Genomic DNA, 15,581 nt, shown 5'->3' on the forward strand with positions numbered 1-15,581 from the left:
CGATGTTCTCCCATTATCCCATTTCTCAGCTTTTGCGCGGTGGTGCAGTGGTTCCGCGCAGAACAAATTCGTGGTCAAGCACAATGCGGTGCGCCGCGCTCTTATTCGGCTCGCTTAACGCAGCCACCAACTCACGCACTGCATTCGCACCCAGATCGCTCAACGGCTGACGTATCGTGGTCAAGAACGGCCGCATCCGTGTTGCGATGTCAGCATCGTCGAACCCGACGACGGAAACGTCATCGGGCACGTTAAGCCCGCCTTCTTGCAACGCAGCGACAATCCCCGCCGCCATGTCATCGTTTGAAGAGAATATCGCGGTTGGCAGTTCATCGAGCCCGAGGAAGTATCGCCCCGCATCGTATCCCGATTCAAACTGGAACGTGCCGGGACGAACGAGGCTCTCATCCACTTTGAGACCCGCCGCCTCCATGGCGACCGAGAACCCAGAATAGCGCACATGTGTTGAACGCTGTTCCTCGCTACCCCGCACGAAGCCGATGCTTTTGTGGCCCAGCTCGACCAGATGCTGCACCACTTCGATAGATGCCTGATAGTCGTCGATCTCGACCAGCAGGCCCTTGTTCTGCGAATCCACTGGGCCTACGCGCACCACGGGGATGCCCATATCCTTCAGGACAAAGCCGATCTTCTCGTCATTGGCATAAGGCGCAAGCAGCACCACTCCGTCGGGCTTGCGCCGCCGCATGACGCCTTCAAACGCGGCCTTGATTTCTGGAATCGATTTGCTGCCAAGGTTTTCCAGCAAGCTGATTGAAAGCTGATAGCCCAAATCCTGACAGGCGATAACCGCACCGAACTGGATCGAATTGACGTAGGTACTGCCAGCCAGGTGGCAGACCAGACTGATGTCATACGACCGGCTGCCACGCAGCGAACGGGCTGACTGGCTGGGGACGTAATCAAGCTTTTCAGCCGCTTCGCGCACCTTGCGCCGCAGCTTCTCCTGAACGTGCGGCTCGTTGTTGAGCACGCGGGACACGGTCTTGATCGAGACGCCGGCGAGGTCCGCCACGTCTTTCATTTTGGCCGAGTTTCCAGAGTTCGTTTTCGCCATAGCCCCCTCTATCGCGATAACTCGTCAACAATGCGAGCATGCAGATCACGCGTCAGTGGCATAAGGAACAGCGCAATTGAAGCGATGAATAGCAATGCGGGGGGCACAAGACCGATAAACTGGCCAAGGGCCACCGCCGTTTCTGCAGTTTGGACCTCCTGATCCGCTTGGTAACCGATCGCCGAAAGCAGATAACCAACGCCCAACCCGGTCAGCCCGCCAGACGCCTTTTGCACGAACAGGCTGGACCCGAACACAGCGCCTTCATCCCGGCGGCCATAAGCATGCTGGCCATATTCCACAGTGTCCGGAATCAGCGCCCAGATAATGATCGCAAAGGCGCAATTGGCAAAGCCAAACGCGATGATCTGGATCGGCACACCGGAAATCAGGAACGGGCCCGCTGCAAACAAGGTCAAACCGGCAAAGGCGGCGACCAATGTTGCAATCAACCAGCTTTTCCGTTTGCCAATGCGACGCACTGCGATCGTCCAGATCGGCGTACCCGCCAAGGTCGCCAGCCCATATGTCGTCAGGATCACTTCTTTAGCCGCAAAGTCCGCCGCGTTTGCTGTGATGTAGAACAGCATAGTGATGTTCAAGATTGACCCGGCGGCGGAGTTGACCAACAGCAGCAGCATGAGCGAGCGCAGCGCTCCATTGCTGCGATAGGCATCGATAAAAGTGCTCAGGTTCCAGCCACGGTCAGGTTCCTGTCCTCCGGGTGGTGGACGCTCCCTGATGGAGAAGAAACACGCCACCAAGGCACAAGTCGCAAGGCCCGCGCCGAGCATTGCTGCAAAGAAGAAACCATCGCTCGAGAACACCGCATTCCCGTCACCCAATGCACGGCTGAGCGGGAATGCGAACGTCATCACGCACAGCATCCCGCAGAAAGCGAAGAACATGCGAACGCCTGACAATTCCGCGCGCTCGTCGGAGCTGAATGTAAGCCGTGCCGAAAGGGCCGAATAGGGAACGGCAACCAGCGTGTAGCAAGTGCGGAACAATATCCCTGCGCCGATTAACGCGGCGAGCAGCAGCCAACCTTCCAGTGGCGGGTTCCAGAACAGAAGGGTGAAGCTGGATCCCAGCGCGAAGCTGCCAAACAACAGGAATGGTCTGTAAATTCCGTAGCGGCTCCGATTGGCCGCCGCGATGGAGGCAATAACTGGGTCAGAGATAGCGTCCCACAGCAGGCCGATCGCATAGATCCAGCCCGCGACTTTTGGGTCCAGACCGACCACCTCGACATACCAGAATGTCAGGATCAAAGAGAGGCTGTGCCAATATATGTTGAGGCCGAAATCGCCGATGCCATACCCGGCCAGCCGCTTTATCTTTTCGCCCTGCATCAAGGGCGTCCGCGCAGTGTTGTGCGCAATGGGTTTAGCCGTAACCGACAAGTCAGAAACGCCCTAACCCTGCTACCTTGGTACGGACCGCGACAAGCCGGTCCTGCGCGGTGATAAACAGCGTCTTTCCATCTTCCCCAAACGCACAATTGGCGCTGGGTCGTCCGGTGAAAATTCGTCCAAGACAATTGCCGTCCGGATCGATGACCAGAACACCGCCCGGACCAGCCAAAAATACATGGCCCGTCGTCGCCACGGCCATGCCATCCGGCAAACCGCCGACTTTGTGCATGAAAGGCTTCGCGTCGAACCATAGATCCCCTTGTCCAACCCCGCCGCTTGCCCGCAAATCAATCCGGCGGATCAACGGTGCGTCGGGATCGGATTGGCTTACATAAAGCCAGCGTTCGTCGGGCGACAACACCGCCCCGTTCGGGAAGGTCATATCGTCCACAAAACGTGCAACTTTGCCGTCAGCGCTCAGACGATAGACCCCGTTGGCGTCTTGCTCTTTAAGCGGAGACTGGTTCAGCCCTTCTAACCCATAGGGTGGGTCAGTGAAGTAGATCGTGCCATCGGATGCCTCGATCAAATCATTGGGGCTGTTGAATTTCTTGCCTTCAAATCTATCGATAAGAACGCGGCGATTGCCGGTGGCGAAATCGCGCGCTTCGACGGCCCGTTTCCCGTGGTTGCAGATGAGCAACTCGCCAGACCTGCCCAGCAGAAGCCCATTTGCTCCCGATTCGCGCATGCCCTTTGTTTCGGAGGCGGATGCCCCCGATGGATCGAGGAATACGGCATCACCCTTCGCCTTAGACCAGGAATAAGCGCGATTGCGTGGCACATCGGTGAAGTACAATCTGCCTCGCCTCGCATCCCATGCGGGACCTTCAGCCCAAAGATGCCCGGTTGAAAGCAGACGGGGTGATGCCCGCCGGTCAACCAACTGTTCAATGCCATCTTCGAACGCGTCGAACGAAACGCCCACATCGGCCTGCGGAGCTTCGGCCCGCACTCCGGCGCACCCTGCTGCGAGCACAGCCGATGACCCGGCGAGCATAGCTCTGCGCGAAAACTGCATGATGATTCAACTCCTCCCAGACCCTTGATATTCCAATATTGACAACCTTGTCAAAAACGTCACCATTGAGGGCGGATTGAGAGTCGGTGCGGCCTGTCAGGTGCATCGCAAGGGAGTGGTTTAAAGATGTCGCAATACGGTTTCGCACCTGTCTTGGCGCCCATGATGGCTGCCTTGCTCGCTGGCTGCGCAAGCAGCGGTGGTGTCACCGATCAAACTCTTCAATCGACTGCTCCCGCGGCTGCATCGAACACTGCGACAGAGCCAGCACCCGGAACAATCCGGCCCGAAATCTGGCCAAAGCTTGAGCCCATTCCTCTCGATCCAGCGATCGAAGCGCGCATCACCGCGATCATGGCGAAGATGACGCTGGAACAGAAAGTCGGTCAGACGATGCAGGCGGACTCGGCATCGGTCACGCCGGAAGAGGTCAAGAAATACCGGCTTGGCTCGGTGCTGAGCGGAGGCAATTCGGCTCCCGGTCCATTGCCCTATGCCGATGCCGAAACATGGCTGAAGACTGCCGACGAATATTGGGAAGCCTCCAACGATCCCGAAGGCGTCGATATCGCCATTCCGATCATCTGGGGCATTGATGCTGTGCACGGGCACGCCAATCTGCTCGGCGCGACTGTTTTCCCGCACAACGTTGGCCTTGGCGCTGCACGCGATCCTGATTTGATCGAACGGATTATGGCTGTGACAGCGCGCGAATTGGTTGTCTCAGGACATGACTGGACCTTCGCCCCGACACTCGCCGTGCCTCGCGATGATCGTTGGGGACGCGGGTATGAGGGCTTTTCCGAAGACCCTGCCCTCGTCGCTTCCTATTCCGATCGCATCGTTCAGGGATTGCAGGGCACCTATGGCGAAAGTGACTTCATGGCGCCGGGCAAGATCATCTCCGCTGCCAAACACTTCACCGGCGATGGCGCGACCGATGGTGGCCGCGATCAGGGTGACGCTAGCATCAGCGAAGAAGAGCTTCGCGACATTCACACCGCTGGATACCTGCCCGCGCTTAAGGCGAATGCTCAGACGGTGATGGTGTCCTTCTCAAGTTGGCAAGGAATCAAAAAGACTGGCAACAAAGGCCTGATCACCGACGTGCTTAAGGGCCGGATGGGGTTCAACGGATTTGTCGTCAGTGACTGGAACGCTCACGGGCAAATTCCGGGCTGCTCGAACACCAGCTGCGCACAGGCATTCAACGCCGGGATCGATATGTTCATGGCGCCTGACAGCTGGCGCGGACTTTACGAAAACACTTTGGCCCAGGTGAAATCGGGTGAGATTTCCATGGCGCGTCTGGATGATGCCGTGCGCCGTATTCTGCGCGTCAAGCTGAACTATGGTCTGTTCGATCGCGGCGCGCCCAGCACACGTGCGGATGCGGGTAACACCGCCCTTCTGGCGAGCGAGCAGCACAAGGCAATCGCGCGCGAAGCGGTGCGCAAATCGATGGTGCTGCTCAAGAACAATGAAGGCATCCTGCCCCTTGAAGCGGGTAAGAAAGTGCTCGTGGTTGGCGACGGCGCAAACAGCATTGCCAAGGCATCGGGCGGATGGACGCTGTCATGGCAAGGCGGCACGCACACCAATGATGAATTCCCGGGTGGGCAGACCATTCTGGCAGGGATCAAGGAAACCGTCGAAGCGGCTGGCGGAACGGTCGTGTTCGATGAGGCCGGCACCGGCAATCACTCCGCTGATGTCGTGATCGCGGTCTATGGCGAGGATGCCTATGCCGAGTTTCAAGGCGATCGTCCGCACCTTGATTTCGAGAATGATGCTTTCGACACAGGGCTTCTGTCGAAATATCGCGAGCGCGGCATGCCGGTCGTCTCCGTTTTCCTTTCAGGCAGGCCGATGTGGGTGAATCCTGAAATCAACGCTTCAGATGCGTTTGTCGCCGCGTGGCTGCCGGGCAGTGAAGGCGGCGGCGTCAGCGACCTGCTTTTCAAGCGCGACCCTTCGTTCGATTTCAGTGGGAAGCTTGCCTTCTCGTGGCCGAAACGCGCGGATCAAGCGACGCTAAACATCGGCACAGATGGATATGATCCGCTTTTCCCATATGGCTTTGGCCTTACTTACGCCGACAAAACACCGTTGGCTGCTCTGTCCGAAGTCTCTGGCGTGGATGCCAATGCCAACGCGTCGGGCGATGTCCTGTTCACAGCAGGGAAGGCGCCCAATCCCTGGTCGCTCTACGGCAATGTCGCAGGCACTCAGACGCGTCTCAACTCCAGCGTCTGGGATGGGGGCGCTCTAAGCTTTTCGGGCCTCGATCGTTTGGCACAAGAGGATTCTCTGCGCATCGACTGGATGCAATCCGGCCCGCTCGTACGGATCGGAAACCACGCGCCGGTCGACTTCACCCGCCAGAGCAATGGATCAATGGAACTTGCTTTCTTCGTCCGCAATTTGGGTGATGCACCTGCTTCACTCAAAGTGGCGCTGGGCTGCGAAAGCTTCGGTGATTGCGGTGGTGGCTTGAACGTAAGTGTCCGCAGTAGAGAATGGCAGGAAGTACGCCTTTCGCTCGCCTGCTTTGAAGACCTAGGCGCCAATCTCTCTGCAGTCAGCACGGGTCTGTTGCTGGCATCCGAAGGCCGCGCATCCATTGGCCTGTCAGAAGTCCGCCTCGCTCCGGATATTGACGCGAAGCGGACCTGCGACTTCTAAAGCAGCATGGCAAAACGCCTGATCGTTATCATGGGGCCAAGCGGGTGCGGAAAATCATCCACCGCACGCGCGCTGGCAGACGTGCTCGGCATTCCTATGCTCGAAGGCGACGACTTTCACACGCGCAGCAACGTCGAGAAGATGGCGGCAGGGCAGCCGCTATCGGACCAGGATCGCGAGGCATGGCTCGACCGGATCGAAGTGGAGGTGTCCGCCCTCCCCAATTCGAGGGTGGTTTTGGCCTGCTCGGCACTGACGCCTTATGTGCAGGAGCGTCTTAGACTCGTCGCCGACTGGGTCCCTCACTTTTTCCTGCTAGATGCCCCACGCGATATCCTTGAACAGCGCATGGGCTCTCGCACCGACCATTTCATGCCGCCAAGCTTACTCGACAGCCAGCTCGCGGCATTGAAGGCTCCACGCGATGCAGTGCGGCTTGAAGCGGATCAGGAAGTGACGACAATTGTCGCCCAGATGGTCGCGGCCCTAAACGATGAAGCCTAGTGCCAGCACAGCAACAAAGCCGATCAAGCCGACCAGTGTTGACGTTACGGTCCAGGTCTTGAGCGTTTCGCCTGCGGTCAGGTTGAAATAGCGCGAGACCAGCCAGAACCCTGAATCGTTGACGTGGCTGACCACGCTTGCCCCGGCGGCAATCGCAATGACCACGCGCGCCAGATCCCAGCCTTCAAGTCCCGCAGCTGCGGCAATCGGGGCGCATAGACCCGCCGCTGTCAACATGGCGACCGTAGCTGAACCTTGAGCGACCCTGACCAATGCCGCGAGGATGAAGCCTGCAAAGACCGGTCCCATGCCATAAGCAAGGAACCCCTCTGCCATCATGGTGCCAGCGCCTGTATCGACAAGCACCTGTTTGAAAGCACCGCCTGCCCCCGTGACCAGCAGGATCACAGCGGTCGGTTCGAACGCCCTGGTCAAACCGTCTTTCAGCTTCGCCTGATCCGCATCCGAGTTGGGCTTGAGCAACACGGCGGCAAGGCCACAGCCGATCAGCAGAGCGACAAATGGATGCCCCAAGAAGCCGATAAACGCGCTTTCCGCCCCCAATTGCTTGGCCACAGCGGCAATGACAATCAGAGCTACCGGGACGGCGATGGCCATCGCGGCGCGAACAGCGAGCCCTTGCGTATGTTCAAGCTGCTCCGTTGGCGCTGTTTCTTCTTCACGCATGGGCAATATCCCCGCAGCGTCGGCGAAGCGTGCGTAGTATGGTCCAGCGATCAGCATGGCCGGGATACCGGCGATCAGTCCGCAGACTATAACAAGCCCAATGTCCGCTCCGAGGATCTCTGACACTGCAACCGGCCCGGGAGTAGGCGGAATGAATGCATGGGCTGTCGCGAGACCAGCAAGCAGGGGCAGACCGAAGTAGAGCGCCGGCATTGCGGCCCGTTTGGCGAGCGCCTTCACCAGCGGAAACAGAAGGATCAGCCCGACGTCAAAGAAGACAGGGATCGCGATGATCAGGCCGACGAATCCCATGAGAATACCAGCCGGGCCCGCGGGACGATTACCAATCAGGGACCGCGCCAATGCGGCAGCGCCGCCGCTCGCCTCCAGATAGACGCCCAGAAGCGCGCCAAGACCCACGATCACCGCAATAAAGCCGAGAACGCCGGCAAATCCGTTCTGGACAGACTCCAGCACTGCATCCGGCTGCATCCCGGCCAGCAATCCGGTTGCCAAAGCGGCGACCACAAGAGCAGCAAACGCATTCACTCGGTGGACAAGGATCATGGCCAGCAGACCGCCGACCCCGACAAGGGTCGCTAGCAGAGGTCGCCACTGTGTGAGGAATTCAGCAAAGTCTGACATTGTGCCGCTCCGATCACTCCGCAGGATCGGTCGGGACTGGCATGCCTTTCGGATGAGCTTTCCAGAACACGAACTTCAGCGGTTCCTCGCCCGTGTTCTTTATTCCATGGACGTCCCACGCTGCGGCGTAGAGCATGTCCCCGGCGCTGGCCCTGAAGGTCTTTCCTCCGACGCTCCATTCGCCCTCGCCTTCGAGAACCATGAGGAACTCTTCCTCCGCGTGCTTGTGGGGAGGGTGGATTTCGAGGCCCGCTTTGATCGTGGCGGTGCCGGAAAGGAGATCGCTCAATCCCTCGGTTTCACCGCCAAAGTACTCGACGAATTCCCCCCATTCTTCGGAAGTGGTCTTGGCTGTCTCGTTGGTCAGAACAGCTGTTGAGACCGTTGCTTCAGTCGGCTTCTCGGCCCTCTCCGCCTGATTGCACCCCACCAAAACCAGCGCCGCCAAAGCAGCTCCAAACTTGCGCAACGTCATGAAAACCCTCCCTCGAATTGAGAGATATGATAACGTTGTCAATCCGTATGTCCAGTCCGGTCGCCACTTGGCGAAAGCTGGTGAGGTCAGGCGATTTTCCGCGCTGTCCCCGTGCTCTCCTGCGCGTCCAGCCGCTCCAGTTCTTCCATGATCAGCGGCGTCACTTCGCGGCTTGCATTGCGGCCGATGAACAGGTCCATATGGCCGTAATCGGGAACAATACGCTGGCGATACAGATCTTTGCCGTTGTGCTCGGACAACCAGACGCGCGTGCGTTGACCGCTCTCGGGGTAGAAAATCTGGTTCGTTGCGCCTGATAGGAAGGTGATTGGCAGGGCAAGTCGCCTCGCCGCTTCCTCGGTGGTGTAACGCGCTTTGCCATCGGAATCGATGGCCAGCCCCTTGTGCATAATTTCGCCCAATTGCTTGAACGGTGACAGCGGCACACGGCTGAACATGCTGCCCAGCGCAAGGTGGGTATCGTGACCCAACTGACGGTGGTCCCAGCTCGGGCCGAACACGCCGAACACGCGGCGGCAGGTCGGGTTCTTACACGCCTGACCGTCGGGTACAGGGATCTGATACGCGATGGCATCGATCTCGTAATCCGTCTCGGTTCCCTGACTGACGAAATCAAAGTGGCCATCCAGCATGGACACTTCACCCAGCAGATCAGCCACACCCAGATCGGCTTTCATATAGTTAAGCCAATCGGTGACCGGATGGAGGGTCGTTTGCGAGCTGATCAGCGAGCGAACGCCCGTGACCCAGCCTGCGCCGATACCCATGAGCAAGCTCATCGAGCCAACGCAGTGCGCCATGGCCTGAACACTGTCTGCGCCAGTAACGCTGCACACTTTCTCAACCGCTGCGGGCCAATCGTACCGTGCAATATCGTCGATGCAGAATTCGGGCGGCTTGACGGTGTCGTTGCCTGAATCCGCACTGGCGCGGTAATCGAACAGCCACACGTCGTATCCCTGCGCGACAAGGCTTTCGGTGAGGTTCTCATCGACTGTTGGCGTCGCGAAGCTGGACGCGCGAACTGAAAAGCCCGGTGCGAGAACCAGCGGACCACGGCCACCACCACGATAGCGAGTGAGGCCGATATTCACCCCGTCACCGGTCGGCACAACGTGCCGCTCTGGCGGTGGCAGATGCAGATCGCGCAGCTTCAGCTTTTCAGCATCCGTCTTCGCAAAATCGTTCAGCGTCGACAGCATCCCGCCATAGGCGCGGAACACGGTCATCGCGAAGAAGCCCGCATACTTGGCCATAAAGACCGTTTCGATCGCTTTCTTGGCGCGCGGGATAAGGTTGATGATGTGACCAACCAGCGTGTCACTGTCGTGAACGGTGATCGTGGTGAGCTGACGCATGAATTCATTGATGCCCAGCTTCAACATACCGCGACCGATCAGCTCGCCGCTTTCGTCCTCGCCGTGGCGCAGAGTGACAAACAAGGTCGTGAGATCGGTCCACGGGTCTGACTTTGCATTGCCCTGCCCGCGCTGCTCCAGCGTCTTGAATCCATGGAAATGGATCGGGCCATCGGGGCCGTCGAGAACCATGTCATAGAGCATCTTCCAGCTCTCGGCCTTTTCAGCGTTGGCGACGAGCAGACGGAATTCACCCGTGCGCACCGGCATCGGATCGGGTGAAATCGCGCTGACCAGCACTTCACCTGTGATGTGAGAGCGGTGCTCGGGCTCCTCCACCATGCGGTGGATGTTGTCTGTCGTGACGGTCAGTTTGAAGCTGCATTCGCTGCCTTCCGAGCGGCCCCATGCTTCGCCATTCTGGTAGTCATCACGGATGCGCTCGACATGACCGCAAGGGCGATGGTGACAACCGGTGGCGCTGATATGGCCCGCCATAGTCTCAGTGAACGCCATGCCTGGGCTCATCGCTTCAGGATGTTGCTTCACCAGATTGCGGATCGCGGCCTTGCCTTCTTCGATGGCGCCGCTTTCGAAGTGCTTTGCCACACCGGTGATCGCCTCAGCGACAGAGCCGATGGCATGGCCGCCGACCCATTTCGCCACCGAAAGCTTGAGATGCTCGTGATGCGGCACCTCTTGCGGCTCAGCCTCGGCCTGATCCTCTTCGACTGGCTCTGGAAGAGGCGTTTCCTCATCCAGCGCATAATCGACAGCCCATCCTTCGCGCTGCGCGAGTTTCTCGACCGCGCGTTCGGCAACGGCTGTGATGGTCAGCAGAGGGTTCACACCCACTGCGCCCGGCAGAGCCGCACCATCGCATACATAGAGGCCGTGATGGACATCCGTGCCAGTCTCACCGGAGAACACACGGCAGGTGTCATCGACCACGCCAGTTTCGGCGTCATCGCCCATCCCGCACCCGCCAATCGGGTGCACGGTGATCAGCTTCTGGCCCAGTTGGTCGGACCACAGCGGATCGGAGAAGTACTGCGCCTGAATGGCTTCCGCCGCTTCGCGCATCTTGTCATCGTCATGGCGGAACGTGTCCTGCTTGCCCGCCTGCGACCAGCTGATCGTAATGCGGTCATCATCGAGCGAAAGATCGCCCGAGGAATCGTCCACACTCATCACCAGATAGGTAAGCGTGCGCGACATCGGGCCTTTGTACGCCCATTCAGCAATGGAACCGGGATCGTCCTGCACCGCTTCGCCCATGGCCTTCGCATCGAGTAGACGCGGTTTGACTTGGTCAAAGCCGAAACGGGTGAATCCATCGGCCAGCGCTTCGCCAAAGAAGAATGCGGGCGCGAGGCCTGTCGCCAAGATGCCCGGAGCTACGCCCTCTTCGATCACCAGCCCTTTGGTCACATCTTCGGCATCGCGCATGTCGATCACACCGGTGATGCACGGGCCAGGATAGGCTTCGGGCGCGACATCGTTGGTACCGACGCCTAGAGCATAGATGGGGTCGGCCGTGACGGTGCCGCCATCCTTTTGCGATTTGTAATAGCTGTCATACGCAAAGCCGAGCGCATCGCCATTGCCCGAGAATCCCGAGCCCAGACGGTCGGACAGCGACAAGCCCTTTTCGCGCGAACGCAGCAAGATTTCGGTCGAACCAATGGCCCCTGCGCCCAGGACGACGTGATCGGCAGTGATGATGACTTCGGCACCGTCCTCACCGTTGTGTTCGACGTGGACGCGCCAAACATCACCGTCCCGCTCGACGTATTTGACCTTGGCCTGCGTGAATATCTCTGCGCCGTGGTTCGCCGCGTCGGGCAGGTAATTCATCAGCGTCGTGTTCTTCGCGCCGACATTGCAGCCCGAAGTGCAATCGCCGCAATTGGTGCAGGCCGGTTGAGGCACACCAAACTTGTTGGTCTTGTCTTCGAAATTGACGTTGATCGGCGTCTTGTAGAACCGTTGGCCCATCGCCTTTGCCGAGTGCTCCAAAGCCTCCAGCTTGCCCAGTTTCGGGAAGTGATCGGGATACGGGTTAGGCGCGAGCATTTCGCGGGCGCGCTCGTAATACGTATCAATGACATGACGATCTTCGCGGAAGGCAGCGGGCCAATGCGCCTGATCGAGAAGGCGTTTGTCCAGCTCCAGCGAGACGTTGGCGTTGATCAGCGATGTGCCGCCGAGGCCGCAGCCGACGAGCGCATACTGATCGTCATTCACGTGCACTTCGAACAGAGCATCGGGCGAACCAATGCGGCCACCTTTGACGTTAAACTGCATTGCGTCCTGCGCATCCGCAAGCTTGTTCGGGTATTCACCCGGCAATAACTCTTTGCCGCGCTCCAGAATACAAACATCCTGTCCAGCGCGCGCCAGACGCGAGGCAGCGACACCGGCGCCATAGCCCGATCCGACGACCAGCACAGTGTAATGCGATTTCGCCTCGTTGAGGCTCTTGGCGATGCGCTTTTGCGCGTATGGGTTGAGCTGGCTCATTCTGCGGCCTCCCGAAGCTGGGCATTGGATTTTTCAAGGATCGCGCGGGTGCGTTTGTCCGCCTCTTCTACGATGCGGGCGTGAACGATTTCGGAGAAGCTGCCCCAATGCGACGCAGCGCGCTCAACAGCGGCGCCGGCTTCATCGACCAAGCGGTTTTGACGGCCACTGCCTTCGACCCGAACCGGCGCGATTGTGCCGTCGGTCGGATCGTTGAACAGGCGCAAGGATGCGACTTCAAGCTCGTCAGACACAAGCATTGCGGCGCAGCCCTGAACCGGCATCAATGTCGGCTCATCAAGCACCCAGCCGCCGGTGTTGAACACCGCGACGGGCACATCGTAGCCCTCGACCAGCAGCTCATCCTGGAACGGCTTATGCGTGTGGCCGAAAATGAAGGACAGCTCGCGCGGGACACCGCCCAACTCGGCGCGCATCTCGTTCACCAGCGGGGTGCCGAGATACCAGCCCATATCCGCGACCTCATCCTCGCCTAGCACGTGGCCGTAGCCATCACGCTGACGCTCGGCGGCGCGACCTGCTGTCAGATCGACACCGGCACGGATCAGATTGTCGAGAGTGACACCATACTTCAGTGGCATTTTCGGGCTGATGCCGAGTTTCGAATGCAAACCACCGGTGATCCGGCGTGCAATCGTTTCGGCAAAATCATGGCTGGCGCCAGCGCTCAGCATTGTTTCGTAGAGCGATCCGGCTTCACCGCCGATATCGCCCGCGCTGCCAAGGTCAGACCACAGGAAGTCGATCCATGGGCCGTTCTCCTGCTCCAGCTGACGCATTGTCGTGGGGCGGGCTTCATTGTTCTCCAGGAACGCGCGCACATTGGAAAGCGCGCGGTACATGCCATCAAGGTAATGTCCGTGGTGCATCACCACGGCGCGGCTGTTGTCGGCGTTGGTAATGCCCCAGTTGGGATAGGCAATCTTCACCGAGGCATCGCTCAAATGCGGGCGATGCGTAAACAGGGATTCCATCAAGCGGCAGCGATGCGTCGGTGTGCCGAAGATGTTGGAAACAGAGTCCAGATCACTTGGCATCTCGCCCCGCTCAAGGGCGGCGAGAAAGCCATTGTCCTGCGCGATGCGCCAAAGATGGTGATCGTGGTTGCCTGCAATGTAGATGATCTCACGATCAAACAGATCTTCGCCGTCTTTCGGGAAGCAGGCATCGAGCAATTGAAGAAAGCTCTTCGAGACATCGCCAAACGGAGACAGACCCAGATCCAGCGCATCGCCGAGCAAGACCAACTGCGGCTTTGGCGCGTCACCGAGCGTCTCGCGCATGCCATTGGCGAAGGCCGCCAACACTTCTGACGGGCCGTCAGCAATCTCTCCGCCGCCATGCACATGGGTAAGGATGCTGTCACGCGCACCAAGATGAAGGTCGGATAGGACGACGTGTCGAATGCTCATAAGCGGTTCTCCAACAAGGGGATAACCGCGGCGGTCGCCGTTACTCGTTTTACTGTAAACGAAGGATTGCGACCCTCTGCCACCATGGTTTGCCCCTTTCGCGCAGAGCGGATGGCCCTGCGTTCCGATTCAACGTGTTACATTTGAATGGTTAATTCCCGGTTAGGGCTGATGCTTGATCCGGAGCTAGAGAATGACGGTGCTTAACACTCGCCCCCCGATTTTAACCCCTTATAGTTAACCCGGCCTTAGGCATTTTTCGGAGGCAACCAGGTGCATCACCGAGGTGTTTCGCGATGCTTCAATTGTAAAATTCTGTAAAACTAATGGGGCCTTGGAAAGGTTTGTTAACCATTTCCCGTCATTGCCGACTTCGCATTCGCAGCGAGCGACCAGATCGGCACCTTCAATGTCCGGTTTGAGCGTTGGCTCGAAGCAAACTTGAATTGTTACTCAGGTGAACGGAAATGACGGGCGCTAACGCTTTTGAAGGCGACAGCACAGTGTGGATGAGAAAGGCAGTTGCGGCGATGGCCGTAGCCCTTTTTGCGTTCGTCTTCCTGACGGCGGAGCGCGCCTCCGCCCAGACGCCATTCACCACACAATCCGTACCCGACAGTTTCACTGGCGTTTTTGCGGATGCAGATGGCCGTACTATCACCGTAAACATTGAGCCTCAAAACGGCGCCTGTGCGGTTATTCAACCCACCGGCTATGTGGGTGCCTACGCACGTTCCAGCGTGCCAGCATGCGACCGCTCGATCGAATTCACATTCGAAACAAACGGCTTCCTGATCCAATCGATCACTTTTGCCGACATGGATGACCTTGATGGTACGGCACCACGTGACTCGCTTGCAATGGACCGCGCAGGGATTTGGACATCGCCAACGATTGAAGTCCACTCTTTCGCTTCGCCTCCGGCTTTCGCGGACCAAGCTGCACGTTTGACCGCCTCCGGTGCTGTCGGAACATTTATTGCCAACTCGTCCGGATCGAACCCGACCAACGAAACGGCAACATTTACAATGTCCGTTCCAACCACGACCTTTCGTATGTTCCACGATGACTCAGAGGGCAGTCGAGACGCTCTCGTCTGGTTTGATCTCAACAATATTCAAATCGTCACCGCGCAAGGTGCCGTGCTTGCAGTCGCCGACATGGCGACTGTTGCCTCCAGCACAGGCGGGACCAACGTGCTCAACGTCTATACAGGCGACACATTGAACGGGATTGCAGCCGGGGTCGGGAACACAACGCTTGCATTGGCATCGGGCTCCACGCTTCCGAGTGGGTTCACGTTTGATACGGCGACAGGAAATGTTTCCGTAGCGGCCGGCACTCCTGTCGGGGTGTATTCCTTCGATTACGAAATCTGCGAGATCGGTTTTCCAACCAATTGCGAGACGGCGACTGCCACGGTGACTGTCACCGGCAATGTCGACCTTTCTATCGCAAAGACGAATGGCACGACTGAGGTCACGTCTGGAGCCAGCACGACTTACACGACGACCGTGACCCATGTTTCAGGCGACCCAGTTACCGGCGCCGTCGTCACAGATTCTCCCGGTGCAGGCATCACCTGCGCCGCTTCCGCCCCCGTCACGATCACCGGATCCGGTGTTCCTGCGGGATCCTTCACATTCGCTGAGCTGTCGGGCGGGGGAATTACTCTCGGCACGCTCACTTCCGGTCAAACGACCACTTTGTCTTACTCTTGCCAGGTGAATTAA

At 58.6% G+C, this 15,581-nt stretch carries 10 protein-coding genes; 3 read left to right on the plus strand and 7 right to left on the minus strand.

Annotated features, from left to right (window positions below):
- Positions 1-25: 25 nt before the first annotated feature.
- The 3 genes from AC0V6K_RS03420 to AC0V6K_RS03430 are packed head-to-tail and all read right to left on the minus strand — an operon-like array spanning position 26 to position 3,517.
- A complete protein-coding gene (locus AC0V6K_RS03420) occupies positions 26-1,078 on the minus strand; it encodes a LacI family DNA-binding transcriptional regulator (RefSeq protein WP_472624800.1) in 1,053 nt (350 codons plus the stop codon).
- Positions 1,079-1,086: 8 nt separating this feature from the next.
- Positions 1,087-2,433 carry an MFS transporter gene (locus AC0V6K_RS03425; protein ID WP_472624802.1) on the minus strand — a complete coding sequence of 449 codons (1,347 nt, stop codon included), beginning with the start codon at positions 2,431-2,433 and terminating at the stop codon, positions 1,087-1,089.
- A 52-nt stretch (positions 2,434-2,485) separates the two neighbouring features.
- Positions 2,486-3,517, minus strand: coding sequence for an SMP-30/gluconolactonase/LRE family protein (locus tag AC0V6K_RS03430; protein WP_472624804.1), 1,032 nt, complete (start codon positions 3,515-3,517; stop codon positions 2,486-2,488).
- A 126-nt stretch (positions 3,518-3,643) separates the two neighbouring features.
- On the opposite strand from AC0V6K_RS03430, the gene AC0V6K_RS03435 reads away from it, so the two are divergent.
- Positions 3,644-6,202, plus strand: a complete 2,559-nt coding sequence (locus AC0V6K_RS03435) for a glycoside hydrolase family 3 protein (RefSeq protein WP_472624806.1) — start codon at positions 3,644-3,646, stop codon at positions 6,200-6,202.
- 6 nt (positions 6,203-6,208) lie between these two features.
- A complete protein-coding gene (locus AC0V6K_RS03440) occupies positions 6,209-6,706 on the plus strand; it encodes a gluconokinase (protein ID WP_472624808.1) in 498 nt (165 codons plus the stop codon).
- Here AC0V6K_RS03440 and AC0V6K_RS03445 read toward each other — a convergent pair.
- From AC0V6K_RS03445 to AC0V6K_RS03460, 4 genes are all read right to left on the minus strand, one after another.
- Positions 6,689-8,038 carry a GntP family permease gene (locus tag AC0V6K_RS03445; protein ID WP_472624810.1) on the minus strand — a complete coding sequence of 450 codons (1,350 nt, stop codon included), beginning with the start codon at positions 8,036-8,038 and terminating at the stop codon, positions 6,689-6,691. The two genes, AC0V6K_RS03440 and AC0V6K_RS03445, sit on opposite strands and share 18 nt — an antisense overlap.
- Positions 8,039-8,051: 13 nt before the next feature.
- Positions 8,052-8,513 carry a cupin domain-containing protein gene (locus AC0V6K_RS03450; protein ID WP_472624812.1) on the minus strand — a complete coding sequence of 154 codons (462 nt, stop codon included), beginning with the start codon at positions 8,511-8,513 and terminating at the stop codon, positions 8,052-8,054.
- Between the two features lie 86 nt (positions 8,514-8,599).
- Positions 8,600-12,415, minus strand: coding sequence for a GMC family oxidoreductase N-terminal domain-containing protein (locus AC0V6K_RS03455; protein ID WP_472624814.1), 3,816 nt, complete (start codon positions 12,413-12,415; stop codon positions 8,600-8,602).
- Entirely contained in the window at positions 12,412-13,848 is a 1,437-nt protein-coding gene (locus tag AC0V6K_RS03460; protein WP_472624816.1) for a metallophosphoesterase, read from the minus strand. Before AC0V6K_RS03460 ends, AC0V6K_RS03455 begins: the two co-directional genes overlap by 4 nt.
- A gap of 467 nt (positions 13,849-14,315) precedes the next feature.
- On the opposite strand from AC0V6K_RS03460, the gene AC0V6K_RS03465 reads away from it, so the two are divergent.
- Positions 14,316-15,581: a hypothetical protein gene (locus AC0V6K_RS03465; protein WP_472624818.1), complete on the plus strand. Its 1,266-nt coding sequence runs from the start codon at positions 14,316-14,318 to the stop codon at positions 15,579-15,581.

The organism is Erythrobacter sp. S43 (assembly GCF_057364955.1).